Consider the following 21328-nt stretch of genomic DNA (forward strand, 5'->3'; position numbering starts at 1 on the left):
GTATTTTTCAATTTTAGGATCAGATTTGTAATCACTTTTCCAGGGGGCTGTTCGTTTATGCCCTCTGGTTTTAATGAAAATTGATTAAGCTTTTGCGCCGAACTTTAATTAATTGCTTATTGAAATAAGTTGGGTAAGCTGTTTAAGCAATCGCATGTCGTATGTTTGATTTAAATTTTTTATATAATGAATACTGTTTTTAGCACATTGTTTAGTGATTGTACAACTATATGCAATTCAGAAGCGTTTATAATTAACACTTGTATTGCTAATACAATTATAGTATGGAAGACTTACTACGACAAATGCTCACAAATTTTTCAATGTTAACTCAAGCAGAAATTGAGCTGATTATTGAACAATCAAATATTCAAAGCTTCAGTAAAGGAGCCGTTCTTCTGAAGGAGGGACAGGTTTCAAAAGAATGTTACTCTGTTCTAAAAGGACTTGTTCGTGAGTATTACATAGTTGATGGAGAAGAAAAAACTACGGCTTTTTATACCGAAGGAATGCCAGTTAATGCCTTTAGTAGTTATACTAATGAAACGCCATCTAAGCATTTCCTTGTATGTGCTGAGAAATGTGTTTTGGTTGTTGGTAATCAAAGTTTGGAAGAAGAAATGTGCCAACAAATTCCCAAGCTCGAGTCCATCATAAGAAAAGAAGTAGAACGTTTAACAGGACAAGCCCAAGATGAGTTTGCAGCTTTTGTAAGTTCGTCGCCCGAGCAACGTTATCTAAAACTGCTAGAAACAAAGCCAGACTTATTAAATCGTGTTCCTCAACATCAGATTGCCAGCTTGCTGGGCATTGCCCCTGAATCGTTGAGCAGGATAAGGAAACGGATATTTAGCAAGAAATTGGCTAACTAAACGAATTATGTAAAAGAACAATATTTCCTTTTTTATGACCTGTATCCACGTGTTGATGGGCTTCTTTAGCCTTATCCATTGGATATATTTTTTCAATAACAGTATGGTATTTTCCTGTTTCAGACCATTTAATAAGCTTCTCTAAAAGAGGTGTTAAAACATTGACTGGCTGTAGTCCTGTGGCACAAAACTTAGCTTTCTTCCTTCCTGTAAATGATGTTATTGCCGAATGTGCAAGAAGAGAAAGGGATAGAACTGGAGATAAGTAAGTTCCTTGCGGTTTTAATATGGCTCTGCATTTAGAAAATGAACTCTTACCAATGGTGTCAAAAACAAGGTCATAGCTTTCCATACCCGCAGTAAAATCTTCCTTTGTATAATCAATCACTCTATCTGCCCCTAATGATTTAACTAGTTGAGCATTGGTTCCACTACACACTGCGGTAATTGTCCAATTCATAAGTTGTGCAATTTGTATGGCGGCAGTGCCAATGCTACCCGAAGCACCATTTATTAGTATGTTTCCAACTTGGCTTGTGTCAACCAGATTATGCAGGAAATTTATTGCTGTCACGGCTCCGTCACATAATGTTGCAGCCTCCGTGAACTCCATTAAGTGGGGTTTATGCTTAATTAATCCATTTTCTGCAATTGATATATATTCAGCATTGGTGCCAAAGCCTAAGGTTGTTTCTCCAAATACATTATCACCAATCGAAAATTTGTTAACCTCGTCGCCTACCTCTTCTACAATACCTGCAAAGCCGGTGCCTGTTATTTTGGCTTTAGGTTTTTTGAAACCTAAAAAAAGACGAGCAAACTTGGGTGTACCCTGTCTCATCATGCTTTCAGCCCTTGTTATGCTCGATGCAATTACTTTAACGAGTATTTTGTTGTTTTCAATTTTGGGCTTCGTTACTTCTTGTATTGATAGTACCTCCGGACCTCCATATTGTGTACATATTACCGCTTTCATAATTATATTTTTAAAACTTTAACATGTGTGTAAAGATAAGGCAGGAGTGTAGTTATAATCATTGACTTAAGTTAAGAAATGTGGTGGTAATTATTAGTATAGCTCTTTCAAAGGGCCTGGCTTGCGCTTTTTCAGATGTATTGTTTAAGAATAAAATTATCTTTGAGATTGAATGCATTGCTGAATGCATCACAAAGTTGATTACCCAATGTCTGTGAAGCTTTTTTTAATATATTTTAGTCGACGATTTATAGAACTTTACTTATGAGGCTAATATTTTTGATAGTATCAATTGCTCTTTGCTCACAAGCACTCACGGCAAGTTCTGTGTCAAAACTTCTAAAAAGAGCAGCTCAAATTCAAGAATCAAACCCAGATAGTTGTATTTATATATCGCAAAAGGTATTGACCTTAATTGCCAATGATCAGATAGTGGAGAAAGGGACCAGTTATTGGAACTTGGCTCAGGCCTACTTATATAAACATCAATATCACACCTCACTTTTTTATGCACTTAAGGGAACCGAGCTCTATGCAGCAAAGGATACGGCGTTTATGCATCAACGAATATTGGAAACCATTGGTTGGTTGTATTATGATATTGGTAATTATCAGCAAGCAGCACCTTACCATGGTAAGGCATTGGAAATTGCGCAGTTACGAAATGATTTACCAAGTGAAATAGTTTACACCAATGCTTTGGGGCTTGATGCTTTAAGTGCCAAGCAAAACCAAAAGGCCTTGGGCTACTTTCAAAAAGCTCTTTTTTTGTTGGATACAAGCGATAAGCCACATAAATCTCTGAAATCAACCGTGCAAAACAATATGGGTATTGTGTATACTCGTTATGAAGATTGGACAAAGGCCGAAAGCTTTCTTTTGCAATCCATTGATAACAATAGGGGACATACAGCCGGCCTCTTAGAAACATATTCCTTGTTGGCAAAGGTGTATTTACGTACCTCTCAATACGAAAAGTGCCATTATTATCTATTGGAGGCTGAAGAGCTAAGTTACCTAACAACTTATAGTTTTAGCTTGATGGAGTATTACGAAATACGTTCGGAATACGAAAAAACCATTGGTAATTTTCGTTTGGCTTTTCGCTACCAGAATAAATACCTGCAGTTGTATAACAAGGTTAATAATAAAGGTATTCAGGATGTGATGAACTACCTGTTGGGTACTCAAGAAGAAAAGATTAAACAAGATGAATTATTGATACAGCAGGCCGAGAAGTTGGAAAATAGTCGTTTACTTATTATCGGTATTCTAATTGTTTTTTCAACAGTGGTTCTTCTAATTTCTTACATTGTTTTTAAATCAAAAGTCGAAAAGGCAAGACTGAGACAGCAGTTGTTGCGACAGGAACTGCAAAAGAAAGAAGAGCAGGAAGCTGAGCTTAGTAATAAACTCGCTTTTAAAAATGAGGCCATAGAAACTTTGGCATTGACAATATCTAAGCGTAATGAATTGGTTAAGACGGTCGCTGAAAGTGTTAATAAATCAAATTCGGCAGAGGTTAAGGAAGCGTGGCGCGTTTTTGAACAGGCGCTTAGCCAGGATAGCACCAATCAACTATCAGACGAATTTGTTGAGGATTTTAGGTTTAGACTTAAAAGCAAATATGCTAGCTTAACCGATAAAGAACTGCAATTGATTATTGATATCAGAAATAACCTTACCTCAAAAGAGCTGGCAGATAAATACCACGTGGAAGTGAAATCAATTGAAATGAGTCGTTACCGTTTGCGAAAGAAATTGCACCTCGATAAGGGCATCCAATTGAAAGAATTCATCATGAAACTGTAATTATACGTAGAGGTTAACCTCTACAAATAGTAAATATCCACTTCTACATGTGTTTTTATTTCTACTTTCTAAATATCAGTATTTCAATATTTTGTAAACTTATTTTTCGCCACTCTTCAAATGTATAGATGCCGTATGGGTAAATAATTTTTTCTTTTGACGATTACTATGCTAATTCGTATCATCAAATTGTTTAATCAGTTAGTTGATCCAAGATGTTTAGAAAAATTATTATCAGCTCATTTCTAGTGTTACTTATAGTAGCGTGTCAGACAAAACAAGAGTCCAACCCAATTAATAGGTATAGTTATCCTGATATATTGGATATGAAAGGCTCTATTTCTTTACCTCAACAAGAGGGACCTGCTTCATTTTCTGATTTAGGTACCTGGCATTCTTTTAGTTTAGGCAGAAATAATGACAATCAAACAATTGGTGGATTTGTTGGACCTTACTTGATGCGTCAGCAAAAAAGTTACTGGTTAAGTCCGTCTATTATTGGTTTGCAAATTAAAGATGTGAAGAGTAATAGTTGGTTGGATTTGTCGCTAGCTAAAAATGTGTCAAATATTTTTTACCCTGGCCTTTTAACTCAGACATTTGAGTTAAATGATTTAAAAGTTCAACTTAACTTGTTTAGTATCAATGAGCGTTCTACCATGATTACGGCCGATATAACTAACCTTGGTGCTGAGCGACAATTACAATTTGCGTGGGCAGGCAAGGTCTTTGAGAATGATAAGCAAACAATTGCCAAAATTGATAAGGGTATAATTCTAAACATTACCGATGCAGAAGAGGCTCAGTTGCTTTTTAGTGGAGATGATATTACCGTTAAGGACAGCACTTATACTTATGCAGAAGAACCAATGTTATTGAAAGAGGAGGCTAAAACAAGCTTGTCAGCTACTTTTGCCTATACTTTTAATAAGGATGAATCTGAACAATTTACAGCCATAAATAGAGAGCAATTAAGCAATAGCGTTAAGGCTTTTGCTGATAACGAAGCGCGTTGGAATGGATACATTGCTAAGCTTTCGAAGGGGAGTTCGAAAGCATTGCTCGATGTTAAAAAGTACGATAAGTTGGCCGTTAAATCATTGATCACTTTAATTCATAACTGGCGAAGTGCAGCAGGAGATATTTTTCATCAAGGTATTGTGCCATCTTATTCAGCTACTTATTTTCAAGGTTTGTGGGCTTGGGATTCGTGGAAGCATGCAGTAGCCATTGCTCCATTTGAAGGAGACTTGGCCAAGGATCAAATTCGTGCCATGTACGACTACCAAAATGAAGAGGGCATGATTGCCGATTGTTTTTTTAGGGATTTGAGCATTGAAGGTGTAAACTGGCGAAATACAAAAGCACCATTGTCAGGCTGGTGTATTTACGAAGTTTATCAACAAACGCAAGACCTGGAATTCTTAAAAGAGATGTATCCTAAATTGACCAAATACCATGATTGGTGGTATCTGAATCGCGACCATGATCAGAATGGTTTATGCGAATATGGATCAACTGATGGAACGCGCATTGCAGCAGCTTGGGAGAGTGGTATGGATAATGCTGTTCGTTTTGATCATGCCAAAATTATTGAGAACAATAAAGGGGCCTACTCTTTAGATCAGGAGTCGGTAGACTTGAATGCCTATTTATATAGTGAGAAGCTTTACATCCAAAAGATTGCGAACGTATTAGGAGATGCTGATATGAGTGATAAGATTGGAGAAGAAGAACAGCGACTTAAAAAGCAAATTCAGGATGTAATGTATTGTTCTGAAGATGGCTTCTATTATGATGTTGAAATGACAACGTATAAGAAATTGCGTATTCAAGGGCCTGAAGGATGGGCGCCATTATATAACGAAGTAGCATCTGCAGAGCAAGCTATTGAGATTGTGAAAGTAATTAGCGATCAAAACAAGTTTGATACGCCAATGCCATTTCCAACTCTAAGCGCTGCCCACGAAAAGTTTAATCCTCAAAAAGGCTATTGGCGCGGACCAGTATGGCTCGATCAGGCATATTTCGCAGTCAAAGGTATGCAAAACTACGGCTTTGATACTGAGGCAAAACGCATGGCTCAAAAGTTGGTCGAAAGTGCCGAAGGTCTGGCTTATACACAAGAGCCAATCCGCGAAAACTATCATCCAATGACCAAAGAGGGTTTGAATGCCAAGCATTTTAGCTGGAGCGCAGCACACATATTAATGATGTTTTAATTCTGGCGATAAGCCGTTTAGAAAGAAAAATGAATGTCCGTTTTAGGCATAACTAAAGTAAACACAGAGGCACAAAGTCGCAGAGTTTTTGAGTTTTACTAAAAGGATCTGCAAGTCAGGGTTTAAGTGTTTTGTTAATGTTTTATGCATGATTGGGGATGTTCAAAAAAATAAGATGATGAAACGACCATGTAAATTTGACTATCCAAATTTTCACAACGGGGATGATAAAATTTACTTGCGAGTTCCATCCCGATAAATCGGGACAAGTAGTGGCAACAAAAAACAAAATATAAACACATGAAACGAGCCATGAGAATTGCTTCTCACACAGGAGCATGATTAATTCAGGCGAGTTCCATCTGACAAATGAAAACAAATTAAACAGATGAAATATTTATCAATTATAGTTTTGCTTGGTGTTTTGCAGCTTAGCTGGGGACAGAAGATGGAAGATTGGGAAGACCCAAATGTTTTTGATATTAATATGTTGGCTCCACACGCTATTTTTAACGTGTATGGCAATAAAGAGGCTGCTTTGGATAAAACATGGGAGCAGTCAGATCGTTACCAAGCATTAAATGGGATATGGAAATTCAACTGGTCAGTGGCTCCTACCAAACGACCTAAGAACTTCTTTCAAACAGATTATAATGTCAGCAACTGGGATGAGATAAAAGTGCCAGCTAATATTGAGCTACAAGGATATTCGGCACCTATCTATACCGATGTACCGTATCCCTTTGATCCAAATCCACCATTTGTACCTGTTGATCACAATCCTGTTGGGTCTTACAAGAGAAAATTCACTGTGCCTGCCGATTGGAATGGCCAACAAGTAATCATCCATTTTGGCGCCGTTAATTCAGCCATGTATTTATGGGTTAATGGTAAAAAAGTAGGTTATGGTGAAGGCTCAAAAACGCCTATGGAATTTGATATTACCAACTACTTACAAGCTGGTGAAAATGATTTGGCAGTGGAGTTATATCGTTTCTGTAGCGGTTCCTATCTCGAAGATCAGGACATGTGGAAGATGAGTGGTATAGAGCGTGATGTGTACCTGGTGGCACGCACACCAAATCACATTCGTGACTTTTTTGTTCATGCCTCATTAATAAATAATTATACTGATGGAACTTTAAACGTGGATGTTGAACTACAACGTGCAACTAAGGAGAAGTTATCTGTTGAAATAGAATTGCTTTCTCATAAACAATCCATAGCAAGTGCTACGAAAACGATTAAGGGATCGCAAAAAGACCTCAATATTGCTTTGAATAATGCCATTAGTAAGGTTGATAAATGGACAGCTGAAACGCCTCATTTGTACGACTTACGCATTACCCTTTTCGATGCAAAAAAGAATGTGTTGGAATCAACGGTTCGTAGTATTGGGTTCCGTACTTCAGAAATCAAGAATCGTCAGTTGTTGGTAAATGGTGTACCTGTAACCTTGCGTGGAGTTAACCGTCATGAACATTCAACCATCAATGGTAACATTCTAACTGAAGAGGAAATGATTGAGGACATCCGATTGATGCAAGAGCATAACATCAATGCTGTTCGTGCATCGCACTATCCAAACATGGCGCGTTGGTACGAGTTATGCGATGAGTATGGGATGTATGTGGTGGATGAAGCTAATATTGAATCACACGGTATGGGTTATGGCGATGAGTCATTGGCCAAGGACACTGCTTGGATGGCCACACACATCAACCGTACGCAGCGAATGCTTGAAAGAACAAAAAACCATGCGAGTATCATTGTTTGGTCTTTAGGTAACGAGGCAGGCGACGGTATTAATTTTCAGGAAACCTATGCCTGGATCAAGTCAAGGGATACTTCTCGTCCAGTGCAGTATGAGCAAGCTCGATCGCGCGATCATACCGATATTACAGCACCCATGTATGCTACCATCGATTGGATGCGCGAATACATTGAAGGCGATTACACTAAACCATATATCCTGTGCGAATATGCGCATGCCATGGGTAATTCGGTTGGTAACCTGCAAGGGTATTGGGATTTAATTTATAGCGAGCCAAGTCTGCAAGGTGGATTTATCTGGGATTGGGCCGATCAAACATTCATACAGGAAGACCACGATGGCCAGGCCTATTATGCTTATGGAGGCGATATGGGTTATGTTGGTATCAGCAACGATTCTTCATTTTGTGCCAATGGTCTGGTAACGAGTGATCGTCAGCCTAATCCGCATATTTACGAGGTGAAGAAAGTTTATCAACCTTTCAAGATATTGGAAAAGGATGCCGCTAAAGGTAAATTTAGTTTGTGGAACCGATTCAATTTTATTGGAACTGAGAATTATGAATTGAGCTATAGCATTTCCTATTATGGCGATGAGGTTTATACCGAAACATTGGAAATGCCTGCAGTTAATGCTCACGATACAATTCCTTTTAAAGTGAATTATCCCAAGCTAGCAGCACAAACAGGGGGAGAGTACATTGTTACCTTTACGATTAAGCAGAAAAAGGCTTCGGCACTTGTGAATGCAGGTCATGAAATAGCGTGGGATCAATATGTGATAAAGGCATTTGCTAAAGAGGTTGCAACAACAATTAGAACGAGTTTAAAAGTTAAGGAAACAGCCAAGGAAATCAGCATCTCCAATAAAAATGGGAAAGTGATTTTTAGTCAGGAGAGCGGCGAATTGCTTGCCTGGGAAGTAAACGGAAAACAATTAATTGAAACAGCTTTACAGCCTAATTTTTGGCGAGCGCCAACCGAGAATGATTTGGCTTGGGGAATGAACATCAAGTGTGCATCATGGAAAACAGTTTCGTGGAAAGCAAGTGAGATTGATGTTGAAAAATTAGACGATCGGGTAATTGTTAAAGTCACACAGACTCTAAGTCAAAAAGAATCACGAGTTATTAGTACATATCAGTTATTTGAAAATGCTGATATACAAGTGAAAACTGATTTTGAATTGGCTGAGGATTTACCAGAATTACCTCGCGTGGGAATGGCTTTTAAATTATCTGCTGAATTTGATAACTTGCAATGGTATGGACGTGGCCCATTGGAGAGCTATGCCGATAGAAAATCAGGAATGAAACAAGGGCTATATAGCGGCAAGGTTTGGGATCAGTATTATCCTTATGTACGTCCGCAAGAAACAGGTTTAAAGGAAGATGTGAGTTGGTTGAGCTTAACGAACCAATCGGGTGATGGACTGTTAATTGTGGCGGATGAGCCCTTAGCATTTAATGCACAGCAATTCGATTTTGACTTGCTTGAGCACAAGGGACAAAAGCAAATGGCGCACGGCAGTGATATTAAACCAGGCGATAAAATAAGCGTTTGTCTTGATCACAAACAAATGGGTGTTGGAGGCGACACAACCTGGGGCTGGCGTGCACAAGCACATTCCCAATTCAGGGTTCCTGCAGGAACTTATTCATTCAGTTTTCGATTGAGTCCTGTTTCGTCCGGAGAAGTAATGAATAAGATTAAATACACATATAATCAATAAATTAAAAGCGATAAATGGAAACTTTACTGTTTTTAGGAGGAGGTATATTATTGGGGTTTCTTTTACGGAAGAAAAATAATATGCGTGCAGCTGTTGACAAAAGTATTACAGTAATGATATGGGTTTTGCTGTTGTTCTTAGGCATTTCAATAGGTGCCAACCAGCAAGTGATTGATAACATACATGTTATTGGTGGCAAGGCCTTGGTACTTACCATTGGTGGTATTGCCGGGAGTATTGTTTGTTCATATTTTGTTTATCGTAAATATTTTAAGGCATGAAAGGAACACTAATCACCTTATTGTTTTTTGTGAGCGGATGTTTATTATCCGTTTATGGGTATACACCACAGTTTCTAGTGGAAAATGATTTAAGTACCTATGCTTTATATGCTTTAATGACCCTTGTAGGTGTTAGTTTGGGTATGGATGAATCATCCATTAACATTCTTAAAAAAGCCAACCTGGGTTTAGTATTGGTTCCTATTTCAATTGGGGTAGGGAGCATTGTAGGATCGGGTATAGCTTACTGGATGATTGCAGAATCTTTTACCGAAGGAATGGCAGTTGGTGCTGGGTTTGGTTATTATAGTTTGTCCAGTATCATTATATCCAGTACCTACGATTCCATATTGGGAGTAATTGCTTTGCTTTCCAATATTTCACGTGAATTATTTTCATTATTAATGGCACCTATATTGGTTAAACTATTTGGTAAAATGGCACCCATTGCTAGCTCGGGAGCCACATCAATGGACACAACACTGCCGGTTATTACTCGGTTTTCGGGTAAAGAATATGCTTTAATAGCATTGTTTAGTGGTATTGTGTTAACCATTTTAGTGCCCTTATTAATACCCCTAATTTTATAATTATTAAATAGTTATTAGCTCATTAGATTAGAGATTTTACCAAGTCTGCCCTACTAATCTAAATTATCAATTGAAAAAAGTAATTGGCTGCATGCAAGCTATCCCAAATTGCTAGTGCAAGTCATCGTTCTAATTAAGAGGTGAATAGGTGTTTTATTTTGAAAACATCTTCATCACCTTAATGGGAGGATACTGCACAGTTGGAAGAGTTTTGCGTGGCACATTTTGCTAAATCCATTGTTACACAATTTAATTATTCGGAATGAAAAAGTTTTTGAAGAGGATGACGGGAAGAAGCTTGAAACGCCCCTTGTTAATGACACTTATTATGTGCATAGCAACGTTGGCATACGCTCAGGATACAAGGACCGTAACAGGTGCTGTAATTGACGAAACCGGGTTTGGAACGCCGGGAGTGAACGTAGTGATTAAAGGAACCAGTAATGGTACTGTTACCGATTTTGATGGCAAATTTGCGATCGCAGTAAGCGAAGGTGATGTATTGGAATTTCGTTTTATTGGTTACATCGCTCAGGAGGTGTTAATCGATAATGCAACAAATGTTTATAATATTAATTTACAGCCAAATAACGAGCAGCTAAACGAAGTGGTAGTTGTTGGTTATGGTGTTCAGAAGAAAAGTGACCTGTCAAGTGCTGTGTCAACAATAAAGGCCGAAGAGGCTAATAAAATTGCTGCTGCTTCACCTGGTCAAATGATGCAAGGTCGTTCTGCTGGTGTAACAGTTGTGAATGGCGGAGCACCAGGCGCTGCACCCTATGTGAAAATTCGTGGTATGTCATCGTTTGGAGATGTACAGCCGCTATACGTAATTGATGGAATCCCAGGTGGCGACTTAACAATGATCAACCCTGATGATATCACATCGTTTGAAATATTAAAAGATGGAGCTGCTGCTGCTATTTACGGTTCGTTAGCTGCCAATGGTGTTATTTTGGTAACTACTAAATCGGGTAAAAAGAACCAGCCAGCACAAATCGATTTCAGCATGTATACAGGTGTGCAAAGCGCTACCAATACCTTGCCTATGGCCAATGCCTCGGAATGGTATGCAACCATGGATCAGGCTTATAGCAACTCGGTTAAGGATGGCTCTTTAACAGAGGCTGATAAACCTGCTTATCTACAGCCTGGATCGGGTTTTGATTTGAATAATTATGCCGATACCGATTGGCAGGATGAGACCTTACAAACGGGTATTATTCAAAACTATTCATTGGGTATTAGTGGTGGAGGAGAGTCTTCCAACTACAATTTCTCAACCAACTACTTTAACCAAGAGGGTGTAGTGGTCAATACAGGTACTGAACGCTATAATTTCCGCTTTAAGTCGGCTTTTGAAAAGGGCAACTTAAAAGTGATGCCGAATATTATGTATACGCACACGGTAACCGATAATAATACGATGAGCATGTCCAACATGCAGAAAACATCGCCATTAGTGTCGGTGTATGATGATAGTAAAGAATCGGGATATGGATATATCAATGAATATGGTATTCGTAGTAGTGCTAACCCAATGGGCCAGTCGGAGTTAATCGACTCACAAACAACAAAAGATCAATTACAGGCTAACTTAGGTTTAAACTACCAGTTTACCTCTAATTTCTTTGCCATGGGTAATGTTGGTGTTACTAAAACTTTTTATAAAGATCGAAGACATTCTCCAGCCTACGTATTGGCATCAGATACCCAGCGAGAAGATCCTTACTTGCGCGAGTACCGAGCTGATTGGATGGACTTGAACTATGACTTCACATTAAATTATATGAAAACCTTTGACAAGCATAGTGTAACCGCTATGGCTGGTATCGTGGGTTATAAATACCAATATCAGAATGTGAGCATGGAAGCTACCGGTGGAGCGATGTTCCCCGATTTTGGTGGACTAGAGCCTTCATTTGATGGTATGGCATCGGGCGATTTTATTGGTACAGGTGGCTTTACCACGGTAACACGCTTTAGCTACATGGGACGTTTAAATTATAGCTACGACGATAAATACCTTGTTCAGGCAACTGTGCGTACCGATGGTTCTTCTAAGTTCGGACCAGATAACCGTTGGGGTACTTTTCCATCTGTTTCGGCAGCATGGAAAATCCATAACGAACCTTTCTTCTCGGATTTAACACATATTTTTCCTGAGTTAAAGTTCCGAGCTTCCTATGGTATTTTAGGTCGCGAAACTTCACTGGGAGCCTACTCACGTCAGGCCTTGGTTGATGGAGGATACTGGTATGTATGGAACAACCGACCTGTAGGTGGTAATGGATCATTTGAGATGGCAAACAATCAACTGGCCTGGGAAGAGTCTAAAACAACGAACATTGGTATTGACTTTGGTATGTTCAAGCACAAGTTGTATGGTACCATCAACTACTACCAGAATAACTCAGAGTCACTACTCTTAGAAGAACCGAATACACCTCCATCAAGTGGTGTGTCTGCTCCAATTGTTAACCTTGGAACAATTTCCAACAAGGGACTTGAATTTGAATTAGGCTACCGTGGTGCTATTGGCGAACTAAAATATGATTTGAAAGGTAACTTAACAACCATTACAAATGAAGTTGTTTCATTGGGCGATAGCGAAGGAATGTTGCCTGGCGATGACATTGCCTGGTCTGGATCTTATACTTATTCAGCAGTAGGAGCAGCAGCATCTCAGTTTTATATGTACCAGACTAAGGGCTTGTTTCAAACGCAGGAGCAGGTTGATAATTATGTTGATGCTAATGGTAACAAAATACAGCCTAATGCACAGCCTGGTGATGTTATTTACACCGATGTTAATGGCGATGGCATTATTGACTCTAACGATATTACAAATGTAGGTTCCCCACTTCCTACCTTAGAATATGGTATTAATATTGGCTTAACTTATAAAGCCTTTGATATGTCTATGTTCTTCCAGGGTGTTACTGGTAACGACATCTTAAATGTTAACCGTTACGAGATGGAAGCTGCTAACTCAGGTTATAACGTTTCTAGTCGATTAATGAATGCATGGACACCTGAACACACCAATACCGATGTGCCTCGTAATGTTATTGTTGATAACAATAATAACTACCTGATGTCTGACAGACACCTAGAAGATGGCTCGTATTTCCGTATGAAAAATATACAGATTGGTTATACACTGCCAAAAACTTTGTTGCAAAAGATAAAGGTTGAAAATTTACGCGTGTATGTGAATGCCGATAACGTATTTACTTTGACTAATTACACGGGATACGATCCTGAGATTGTACCAGTAAATGCTTTAACACAGGGTGTTGATCATGGTAATTATCCAATGTATAGAACGTTTACAGCAGGTTTACAGTTAACATTCTAATAACTCATAAATAAATTGTAATGAAACGAACATGTAAATTTAACATCCAAATATGCACACAAAAGGATGATTAAATTTACTTGGGAGTTCCATCTGACAATTGAAAAAAATATAAACAGATGAAAAATATATCAATATATATTCTGACAGTTATTTCAACACTGTTGTTTGCCTCATGCGATGATTACTTAACGCAGGAGTCGCCAGATAAACCAACGACTGATCAAATTTGGGTAAGTTACGATGCGGCTGAAAGTTACCTTGTAACTGCTTATTCATATGTTGCTTCAACAGGTTGGAGATACCATGAGTACATGTATTTACCACAAAACTTTAGAGGTGATGACATGTTTCCTGAAAGTGGAACTACACAATATGGTTATTTAGGACGAATTGTTGGTTTTACCAATACGGCCAATGACGTAAGTAGTGTCATGTGGAAAAACTGGTACCGTGGTGTTAAGCTGGCCAACGATGTGATTGCTAATGTACCAGATATGGACATGATTACACAGGAAGAGCGCGACCAACTGGTGGCAGAAGCTAAATTCTTACGTGGTTTTTATTTCTTAAACCTGCAGATGAATTACCACTCCATCATTATGCCTTTAGCTGTGGCATCATCCCCAGCTGATTTGCAAGTGCCAACATCAACCAAAGAAGAGGTATATGAGCAGATAGAGGAAGATTTAACATTTGCAAGTGCACACCTGCCTGCAAGTTGGTCGGATGATAACTGGGGGCGTGCAACAAGTAACGCTGCCAATGCCTTTTTAGGAAAATCACATTTGTTTAATGAGCAGTATCAGGATGCTTTAGATGCTTTTTCAAAAGTTACTGGGCATAGCTTGGTAAGTGGAGCAGAATACCGCAGTATGTTCGATGGTAGCAATGAGGTAAATGATGAGGTGCTGTTTTCGCGTGGCTACACTGCCGATCAAATGGATATTCTATACTTATACCACCAGTTAGGTGTTGCTTTAGCACCAGGCGATCTAAAAGGTGGATGGGAGATGGCCAGTATCTCTGACTATTATTTGAGTCAGCTAGAGGCTGGTGACATCAGAAAGGAAGCATCGGTATTGTTAGATGGCGAAACATTTGATGGAGAAGTCATCAATTTCGACGATCCAACTTATAAAATGAGCATCAAGTATGTTGAATCATTAAATGCAATAAATAGTAACCGTAGTGTTGTTGATCTTATCTTGATGCGTTATGCCGATGTTCTATTGATGCAGGCCGAAGCCATGTATGAACTAGGTAGTACGGGCGATGCTTTGGATAAGGTTAATGAGATACGAGACAGAGCAGGACTGGATGATGTAAACCTATCGGGCACTAGCTTACGCGACGAGATACGTAAGCAACGAATGATTGAGTTGGTGGGCGAAAACTCACGTTTTTACGACATGGTGCGTTGGGATATTGCCAAAGAGCAATTGACTTTAGCTATGCAGCCATATGCTCAGAATTTTGAAGAGAAACACAAGTATTTCCCAATTCCATTGGAGGAAGTACAGCGTAACAGTAAAATTGAGCCTACTCCTGGGTTCTAATTTTGATTTTCGTTTTTATAAGTCAAAGGGTGTCTGTTTACAGGCGCCCTTTCTTATACCATTTAAATATTAAAATGCCCTGATATAATGCCGATACATATTTAAGAGTGAAGCGGACGAAAGGCGCATTTTGAATAGATCGGTCTTATTCTCCACTAATGGGTAGTTTAATGATAAACTCAACACCACCATCATGGTTTTTATAGGCTAAAGTTCCCTTGTGATCTTTTACCAGATTAAAGGCTGTTGATAAGCCTAAACCAGTGCCCGAATTAATGCTTTTGGTTGTGAAGAAAGGATCTAATATGCGCTTTCCAATTTTATCTTCAATGCCAGCTCCTTTATTAAAAATCGAGATGCAAGCATACTTTATACCAGCTTGAGTTAAAGGGTAACAATGTACTTTTATCAGTTTATCCTTGGCCTCTAATGAGGCACAAATGGCATTGTCAATAATGTTAAGTACCACTTGATGTATTTTCTCAGCAAAAACATATATTGGTTCCTTAAGTTCATATTGTTGCTCCACGTTTAAATCAACAGGAATTTTGCATTTCAGAAATAACAGGGTTGATTTAACGATGGACCGAACGTCGTACAACGCTTTTTTACTTTTGCCATCGTAGGAAAATGTCATGAGTGATGTAACAATAAAAGCTGCTTGTTCAACTCCTTTATCTAATATTTCATTGGCTTGTATAAGATTTGATTCCAGGTCTTGGGGTGTCACACCATCTTGTAAATCATCTATTCTATTTTTAATCAACAATGAACTAGTGGATATAAAATTAAGAGGCGTATTTATTTCGTGCGCCACACCAGCTGTCAGAATACCTAGGGTGGCCATTTTCTCAGAATGAACTAACTGCTCTTGTGTAACCCTCAAGTGTTCGTTTGTGGCTTTCAGTTCTTCCAAATGCTGATCCAGACGTTGATTATTTTTGATGAGCTTTTTCTCGTAATTGTTGTTCAGCCATTTTAAATAAAAAACCGAACTGTTGATAAACAGAAAGATGGCAATGTTAGTAATCTCGGCATATATCTGAAAGCTACTGTATATCGCTTTTGAAGCTAGAGTGTTTGGCCCATAATGTAGAATCAGATCGTCGTTAATGATTAGTAAAAATAAGTAATAAGCCATCGATAATGTATACAAGTATTTATTGGCCGATGGTTTGATGAGTAGTTGTGGAATAAGCGACAAGGCAATGATGATGGCGCTATAGCTGAAAAAACTATCGTTTTCAACAAAACCCATAAAGGTTGGTATGACAATGAATATCAAGGGTGCGGATAGGATTAGAATGGCCTTAGCCCACTTTGGGTGTTTATAATATGACAGTAATATGTGAAGAATATTAATACCCATCATCCACATGAGACGATAGCTGGCAAGTGTAATGACGGAATTGTTAAGCATCCTGATGTACCACATGCTAAGTGAGAGTATTACCATTAGCAAAAATAAGGTGGCATTAAGCTGGTTGCTTAAGATGATGGTTCTTTTACGAATGCTACTTTGGTCATCGAGCCCCAAGAAAGAAATGCATTTCCAGGCTTTGCTTATCCAAGTCATATTTATGGTGTAGGTTTATTATCAGCAAATTAAGAAAATAATCCTAAAACACGACAGAATGAACAAATAATGCATTTTTTAAAAGCGATATTTATAAAAAAACAATAGGCTCAATATCAATCCTATGGCAATCTTTATTTGCCAATACGGAATAGCTATCCCAATGATGGCAATAACAATCACTGCTTTAAGTAGTTTGTTAGATCGTTTATCTGCTTTTGATTTAAACTGTATTAATTTTAATTCGCGGTTTTCCATGTCTAATAAAAATACACCATCATTTTCAACCACATAATCATATTCTAGTAGCTGTCGGCGAGTATTTCTATTGCGAGCACTAATGGCCGAGCTGCCACTTTTTACCTCAACAATGTATTTCTTACCATTTTTTTTAACAATATAATCAGGCTGTATATCCGCTACCTGAACCTCACCATCTTCTAGGTAGCGATGCTCGTATGTGCTTTGGTAGTCAACAATGGTATAACCCTCACTTTTTAGAAAACGTTTGGCGGCAAGTTCTAAATTATTTCCACGCTCAAATCGTTTTTTTACTTTTCGCTCCTTTAAGTATTGGCTTATTTTATATTTAAGAATTATAAAACTCAGGCTTAAAATAATTAAAGCAAGTAACAAGTAAATAATATGGTTGTGGTTGGAGTAGTAGAAGTCAAACATGGAATGGTATTTATATTCGAAACAAAAGTAATAGCATTTGCTCAATTCAATGCGTTTTGCATGCAACAACAGTATAATTCCATTTTTTAATAAGTCCGAAATCTTCAATTTAATACTCATCAACTATCACTCGAAACAAGTTTTCTAAACATTGAAAGCTAGTGATATTTAGGCTAGAGGCCTGGTTTGATAAAACGTAGCGAGACGCTACGCTTAACGGGGAGAGTTGCTGAGGTCAGGAAGCTAACAACTAAAAACAGGCGAATTTTACCCACTTGCAACAGCGTTTCAAGCAAATGCCAATAATCCTGAAAGGATAATACACGAATAGCCTTGTACAAAGTGCAAGGTGTTGTATGTGGTTGATGGTCTGCAAGCACAAAGTGCTTGAACTCAAAATGCGATTACCTTAGAATGGTAAATGTTTTTTGTGCTCAAGCCGCACGGGCTTCTACTTTTGATTCATGAGTGTTTTTTTTTATGTATTCACGATTTATGCTACGCTCCAATTACCTACAGTCGTAAAAGTAGACAAAAGGTCCGCTGACGACAGCACTCGATGACCTTTCTAATTTTATTCACTGAATTAAAAGAACTCCCCCGAAAAAAAATCGGGCTCAAACAGCTTTTAATCCTACGCTCATTGCAATTGAAAGGTGCCATCTGCGTTACTGAGGTCAGTAAGCTAACAGCCCAAAACAGACGTGTTTTACCCACTTGCAACAGCGTTTCAAGCAAATGCCAATAATCCTGAAAGGATAATACACGAATAGCCTTGTACAAAGTGCAAGGTGTTGAATGTAGTTGGTGGTCTGCAAGCACAAAGTGCTTGAACTGAAAATGTGATTACAATGGCTTAGAATGGTATATATTTTTAGTGCTCAAGCCGCAAGCTTCTACTTTTGATTCATGAGAGTCTTTTTTTTATGTATTCACGATTTATGCTACGCTCCAATTACCTACAGTCGTAAAAGTAGACAAAAGGTCCGCTGACGACAGCACTCGATGACCTTTCTAATTTTATTCACTGAATTAAAAGAACTCGTTCGGCGTAGCGTCTCGCTGCGTCGCTTTTAAAAAGGCCTCTGGCCTGAATTAGCATTATCGATTAGAATGTTTATAATATCGTATATTCGGTATATGAGTACAGGCTATAAAATAGATAATCAAGAAGGTGCCTATTTCATCACTTTACAAATAGTAAACTGGGCCGATTTGTTTTCACGTCAGGTTTATCGCGATATTGTAATCAACAACTTACAATATTGCATAGCTAATAAAGGATTGATTGTTTATGCTTATGTCATTATGAGCAATCATATTCATTTATTGGTGCAAAGTAGTAATGGTCAATTAAGTAATACTATTCGGGATTTTAAGAGCTATACGAGTAAAAAGTTCATTCAACATATTGAGCAAAATAATGAAAGTCGTTCTGAGTGGTTATTGGGTAGGCAATTTCAGAAGTACTACTTAAAAATAAAACTATATGAGGTTAATCTTAACAGATTAGCCTCTTTGTTTTTCATAATAATTTATTAACTAATAAGTAAGTTCATTCATGGTAAGATTGGACATACCAATCCCATCAAAAGAAGGTGTTTTCGGTAAAAGGTTTATGCAGCCAGGGATGCTTGATTCCACATTCGCCTGCCTATTTCAAGAGCATTACCAACATGGATGCCCATAAATATCCAAAGAATTTCAGTGTCCTTTGTCCTGGCTTTAATTCTGTTCAAATAATAATGTTGTTTGTCCTTTCCAAAACTACCTTCAAGTTTGGTTGCCCGTTCTTTTTTAATCTGTGCAGCCAACTGTTTACGTTGATGTTCATGTTTACCAGCCCGTCCTTTTCTGACAAAGTCAGTTCGAATATTATTAGAGGAGGCAAACTTTCTGTTAGCATTAGTAGCATAAATAGCATCTGCACCAGCAATCTTTACCTTTGTGTGGGTCAATGATTGAGCTAAGTACACCGATGCTTTAAAATGAGCACCTTCATTAAAAGCATCAAAACTAAGTTGTTGAATAAAGCTGATTCCATTAATTTGTATTTTATTGACCTTGGCTCCGAACTCTACAGCTTTAGTTTCTTTTCCCCTGACAATGGGCCGGATATAGCTTTTGGAAAGGCTGACTATTCGGTTCTCTGGTGATTTGCCCGTTGTTAACTTATAGTTTTGTTGCTCCAATACTTTTTCAATAATTACGTATTGCGTATAATATTTCCCAGGCATTTTAACATTCTGCTGCTTAAGTATGACTGCAAGTTCATCATGGAGTTTTTTTAGTAATTTCAATACCCCTCTAGTAATAGCAATTCGTTCTTTCTTGGGCTTCCGGCGTTTACGACTATAGTTCCAATAGCGCTGCTTCCATTTATTATACTTGCAGCGAGGCATGGCTTGTTTGCCATATGAGCAAAGTAGTTTCAACTGGTTTTGACACCAATCAGTTGCCTCCCATAGCAACTTCACATCCGTTGGGAAACGCAAGCTGCTTTCGTAGCAAGTAGCATCAGTAACTACTTGATCCAACTCTTCCATATAAGGCAGCCAATGCCTAGCTAAACATTTTTGTGCTTTGTCAATATCCAACTTTGCTGCCAGCTCGCATCGTATCTGGCTAATGATTTTAAAATTGTTGATTTCTTCTCCAATACCCAGCAACAAACGACAAAATAACTGGTAGTGAATATTGGAATTAAACTGCTCCATCAGACGTTTATCTGAACAGCAAGCATAGTTCTTTAGGAACATTAACGCCAGTTTTCCTTGTGGACTAAATGTACAATCTGGACCCATCTTACTTTCTGATAGACCAAAAGTGTCAGCCAACTCATCCCATGGGATGGCTTGGTAGATTTTGCCAAGTGAGCTGGCAAGGAATTGATTATATACAACCTGAAAATTATCTTCAATAGAAAAAAGAGGAAGATGAGCCTGAAATTCCGGAATACTTTGTAATTTTATCACTACTAGAAAAAAAAGTAAACCCCGATTTATGGCAAAAGTGCCTGTTTTCGGGGGTTTGTTATATCTTTAAGATAGTGATAATTACCTAATTATCAAAACTATATCATCACTTATGGATGCGCCTGGGTATATTTAAACAAGCTGCTTCAAAGCATAAGCGCAATAGTCATTATCAGGTTTGGACACACGAAAACCATGCTATAAATGTTTATTCAGATAAGTTTGTAACACAAAAAATCCATTATATACATATGAATCCAGTAAGAGCAGGATTGGTTCGTCAACCTGAAGATTATATTTATTCAAGTGCTTGTAATTATGCTAGCGTAAGTGCAGTATTGCCCGAAGTAGAAATGTTGACTTTAAGTGTAATAACGGTAAAGTGATATTTAGGCCAGAGACCTGGTTTGATAAAACGTAGCGAGACGCTACGCTTAACGGAGAACACAGAGTTTGTGCTCAAACCATCACAGCTTTAGCGAAAAAACAAATAGGATAAGATTACTCGTATACCAAGCGTTTCGCAACCTCCTACTTGGGAACACGTAATATTTTTTCCATTTTACGTCCTTTGGCCAATTCATCCACCAGCTTATCTAAATACCTGACTTGTTGCGTTAAGGTGTTTTCAATTTCTTCTACCCGATAGCCACAAATAACGCCTGTTATTAGTTGAGCATTGGGGTTTATGGTCGCCTGTTTAAAGAATGTTTCAAAGGTCACTTCCGCTGTAATAAGTTCTTGTAGTTTATCCTTATCAAAACCTGTTAACCATTCTATAACCTGGTTTAATTCATCTTGCGTGCGTTGCTTTTTTTCAACTTTAGTGATGTAATGCGGGTAAACTGATGCAAAGGTCATATTGGCAATGCGCTCATCCGCTTTGTTTGATTTGTCCATGATATATTTTGTTTTTGCCCG

Annotated in this window: 15 protein-coding genes; 10 read left to right on the forward strand and 5 right to left on the reverse strand. The window is 38.2% G+C overall.

Annotation, left to right across the window (positions count from 1 at the left end; translation table 11 throughout):
* Window positions 1-284 precede the first annotated feature (284 nt).
* On the forward strand, window positions 285-872 hold the full coding sequence (locus FNN09_RS06450; protein WP_143300678.1) for a Crp/Fnr family transcriptional regulator: 588 nt from the start codon (window positions 285-287) through the stop codon (window positions 870-872).
* Here the strand turns inward: FNN09_RS06450 and FNN09_RS06455 are convergent.
* Window positions 865-1848: an NAD(P)-dependent alcohol dehydrogenase gene (locus FNN09_RS06455; protein ID WP_143300679.1), complete on the reverse strand. Its 984-nt coding sequence runs from the start codon at window positions 1846-1848 to the stop codon at window positions 865-867. The two genes, FNN09_RS06450 and FNN09_RS06455, sit on opposite strands and share 8 nt — an antisense overlap.
* Before the next feature lie 264 nt (window positions 1849-2112).
* Between FNN09_RS06455 and FNN09_RS06460 the strand changes: the two genes are divergently transcribed.
* The 7 genes from FNN09_RS06460 (at window position 2113) to FNN09_RS06490 (ending at window position 15178) form a co-directional block, all read left to right on the forward strand.
* On the forward strand, window positions 2113-3660 hold the full coding sequence (locus FNN09_RS06460; protein ID WP_143300680.1) for a tetratricopeptide repeat protein: 1548 nt from the start codon (window positions 2113-2115) through the stop codon (window positions 3658-3660).
* A gap of 215 nt (window positions 3661-3875) precedes the next feature.
* Window positions 3876-5882 carry a trehalase family glycosidase gene (locus FNN09_RS06465; RefSeq protein WP_143300681.1) on the forward strand — a complete coding sequence of 669 codons (2007 nt, stop codon included), beginning with the start codon at window positions 3876-3878 and terminating at the stop codon, window positions 5880-5882.
* 388 nt (window positions 5883-6270) lie between these two features.
* Window positions 6271-9387 carry a glycoside hydrolase family 2 TIM barrel-domain containing protein gene (locus FNN09_RS06470; protein WP_143300682.1) on the forward strand — a complete coding sequence of 1039 codons (3117 nt, stop codon included), beginning with the start codon at window positions 6271-6273 and terminating at the stop codon, window positions 9385-9387.
* Between the two features lie 14 nt (window positions 9388-9401).
* Window positions 9402-9668, forward strand: coding sequence for a LysO family transporter (locus tag FNN09_RS06475; RefSeq protein ID WP_143300683.1), 267 nt, complete (start codon window positions 9402-9404; stop codon window positions 9666-9668).
* Window positions 9665-10258: a lysine exporter LysO family protein gene (locus tag FNN09_RS06480; RefSeq protein WP_143300684.1), complete on the forward strand. Its 594-nt coding sequence runs from the start codon at window positions 9665-9667 to the stop codon at window positions 10256-10258. The genes FNN09_RS06475 and FNN09_RS06480 overlap by 4 nt, the downstream gene beginning before the upstream one ends.
* A 262-nt stretch (window positions 10259-10520) precedes the next feature.
* The gene (locus FNN09_RS06485) at window positions 10521-13619 is read left to right on the forward strand and encodes a TonB-dependent receptor (protein ID WP_143300685.1); all 3099 of its coding nucleotides are present in this window, start codon (window positions 10521-10523) and stop codon (window positions 13617-13619) included.
* A 119-nt stretch (window positions 13620-13738) separates the two neighbouring features.
* Window positions 13739-15178 (forward strand): RagB/SusD family nutrient uptake outer membrane protein, encoded by a 1440-nt coding sequence (locus FNN09_RS06490; protein WP_143300686.1) that lies wholly within the window; start codon window positions 13739-13741, stop codon window positions 15176-15178.
* Between the two features lie 145 nt (window positions 15179-15323).
* Here FNN09_RS06490 and FNN09_RS06495 read toward each other — a convergent pair whose 3' ends face one another.
* On the reverse strand, window positions 15324-16754 hold the full coding sequence (locus tag FNN09_RS06495; protein WP_143300687.1) for a sensor histidine kinase: 1431 nt from the start codon (window positions 16752-16754) through the stop codon (window positions 15324-15326).
* A 78-nt stretch (window positions 16755-16832) separates the two neighbouring features.
* On the reverse strand, window positions 16833-17432 hold the full coding sequence (locus FNN09_RS06500; RefSeq protein ID WP_221932433.1) for a hypothetical protein: 600 nt from the start codon (window positions 17430-17432) through the stop codon (window positions 16833-16835).
* A gap of 1140 nt (window positions 17433-18572) precedes the next feature.
* Between FNN09_RS06500 and FNN09_RS06505 the strand changes: the two genes are divergently transcribed.
* A complete protein-coding gene (locus FNN09_RS06505; protein WP_185968903.1) occupies window positions 18573-18974 on the forward strand; it encodes a transposase in 402 nt (133 codons plus the stop codon).
* A 74-nt stretch (window positions 18975-19048) separates the two neighbouring features.
* Here FNN09_RS06505 and FNN09_RS06510 read toward each other — a convergent pair whose 3' ends face one another.
* On the reverse strand, window positions 19049-20407 hold the full coding sequence (locus FNN09_RS06510) for a transposase (protein ID WP_221932434.1): 1359 nt from the start codon (window positions 20405-20407) through the stop codon (window positions 19049-19051).
* Between the two features lie 251 nt (window positions 20408-20658).
* Between FNN09_RS06510 and FNN09_RS21450 the strand changes: the two genes are divergently transcribed.
* A complete protein-coding gene (locus FNN09_RS21450) occupies window positions 20659-20793 on the forward strand; it encodes a hypothetical protein (protein WP_255434057.1) in 135 nt (44 codons plus the stop codon).
* 145 nt (window positions 20794-20938) lie between these two features.
* Here the strand turns inward: FNN09_RS21450 and FNN09_RS06515 are convergent, their stop codons facing one another.
* A complete protein-coding gene (locus FNN09_RS06515) occupies window positions 20939-21307 on the reverse strand; it encodes a DUF2200 domain-containing protein (protein ID WP_143300690.1) in 369 nt (122 codons plus the stop codon).
* Window positions 21308-21328 lie beyond the last annotated feature (21 nt).

It is taken from the genome of Carboxylicivirga sp. M1479 (genome assembly GCF_007097485.1).
In the GTDB taxonomy this organism is placed as follows: Bacteria; Bacteroidota; Bacteroidia; order Bacteroidales; family Marinilabiliaceae; genus Carboxylicivirga.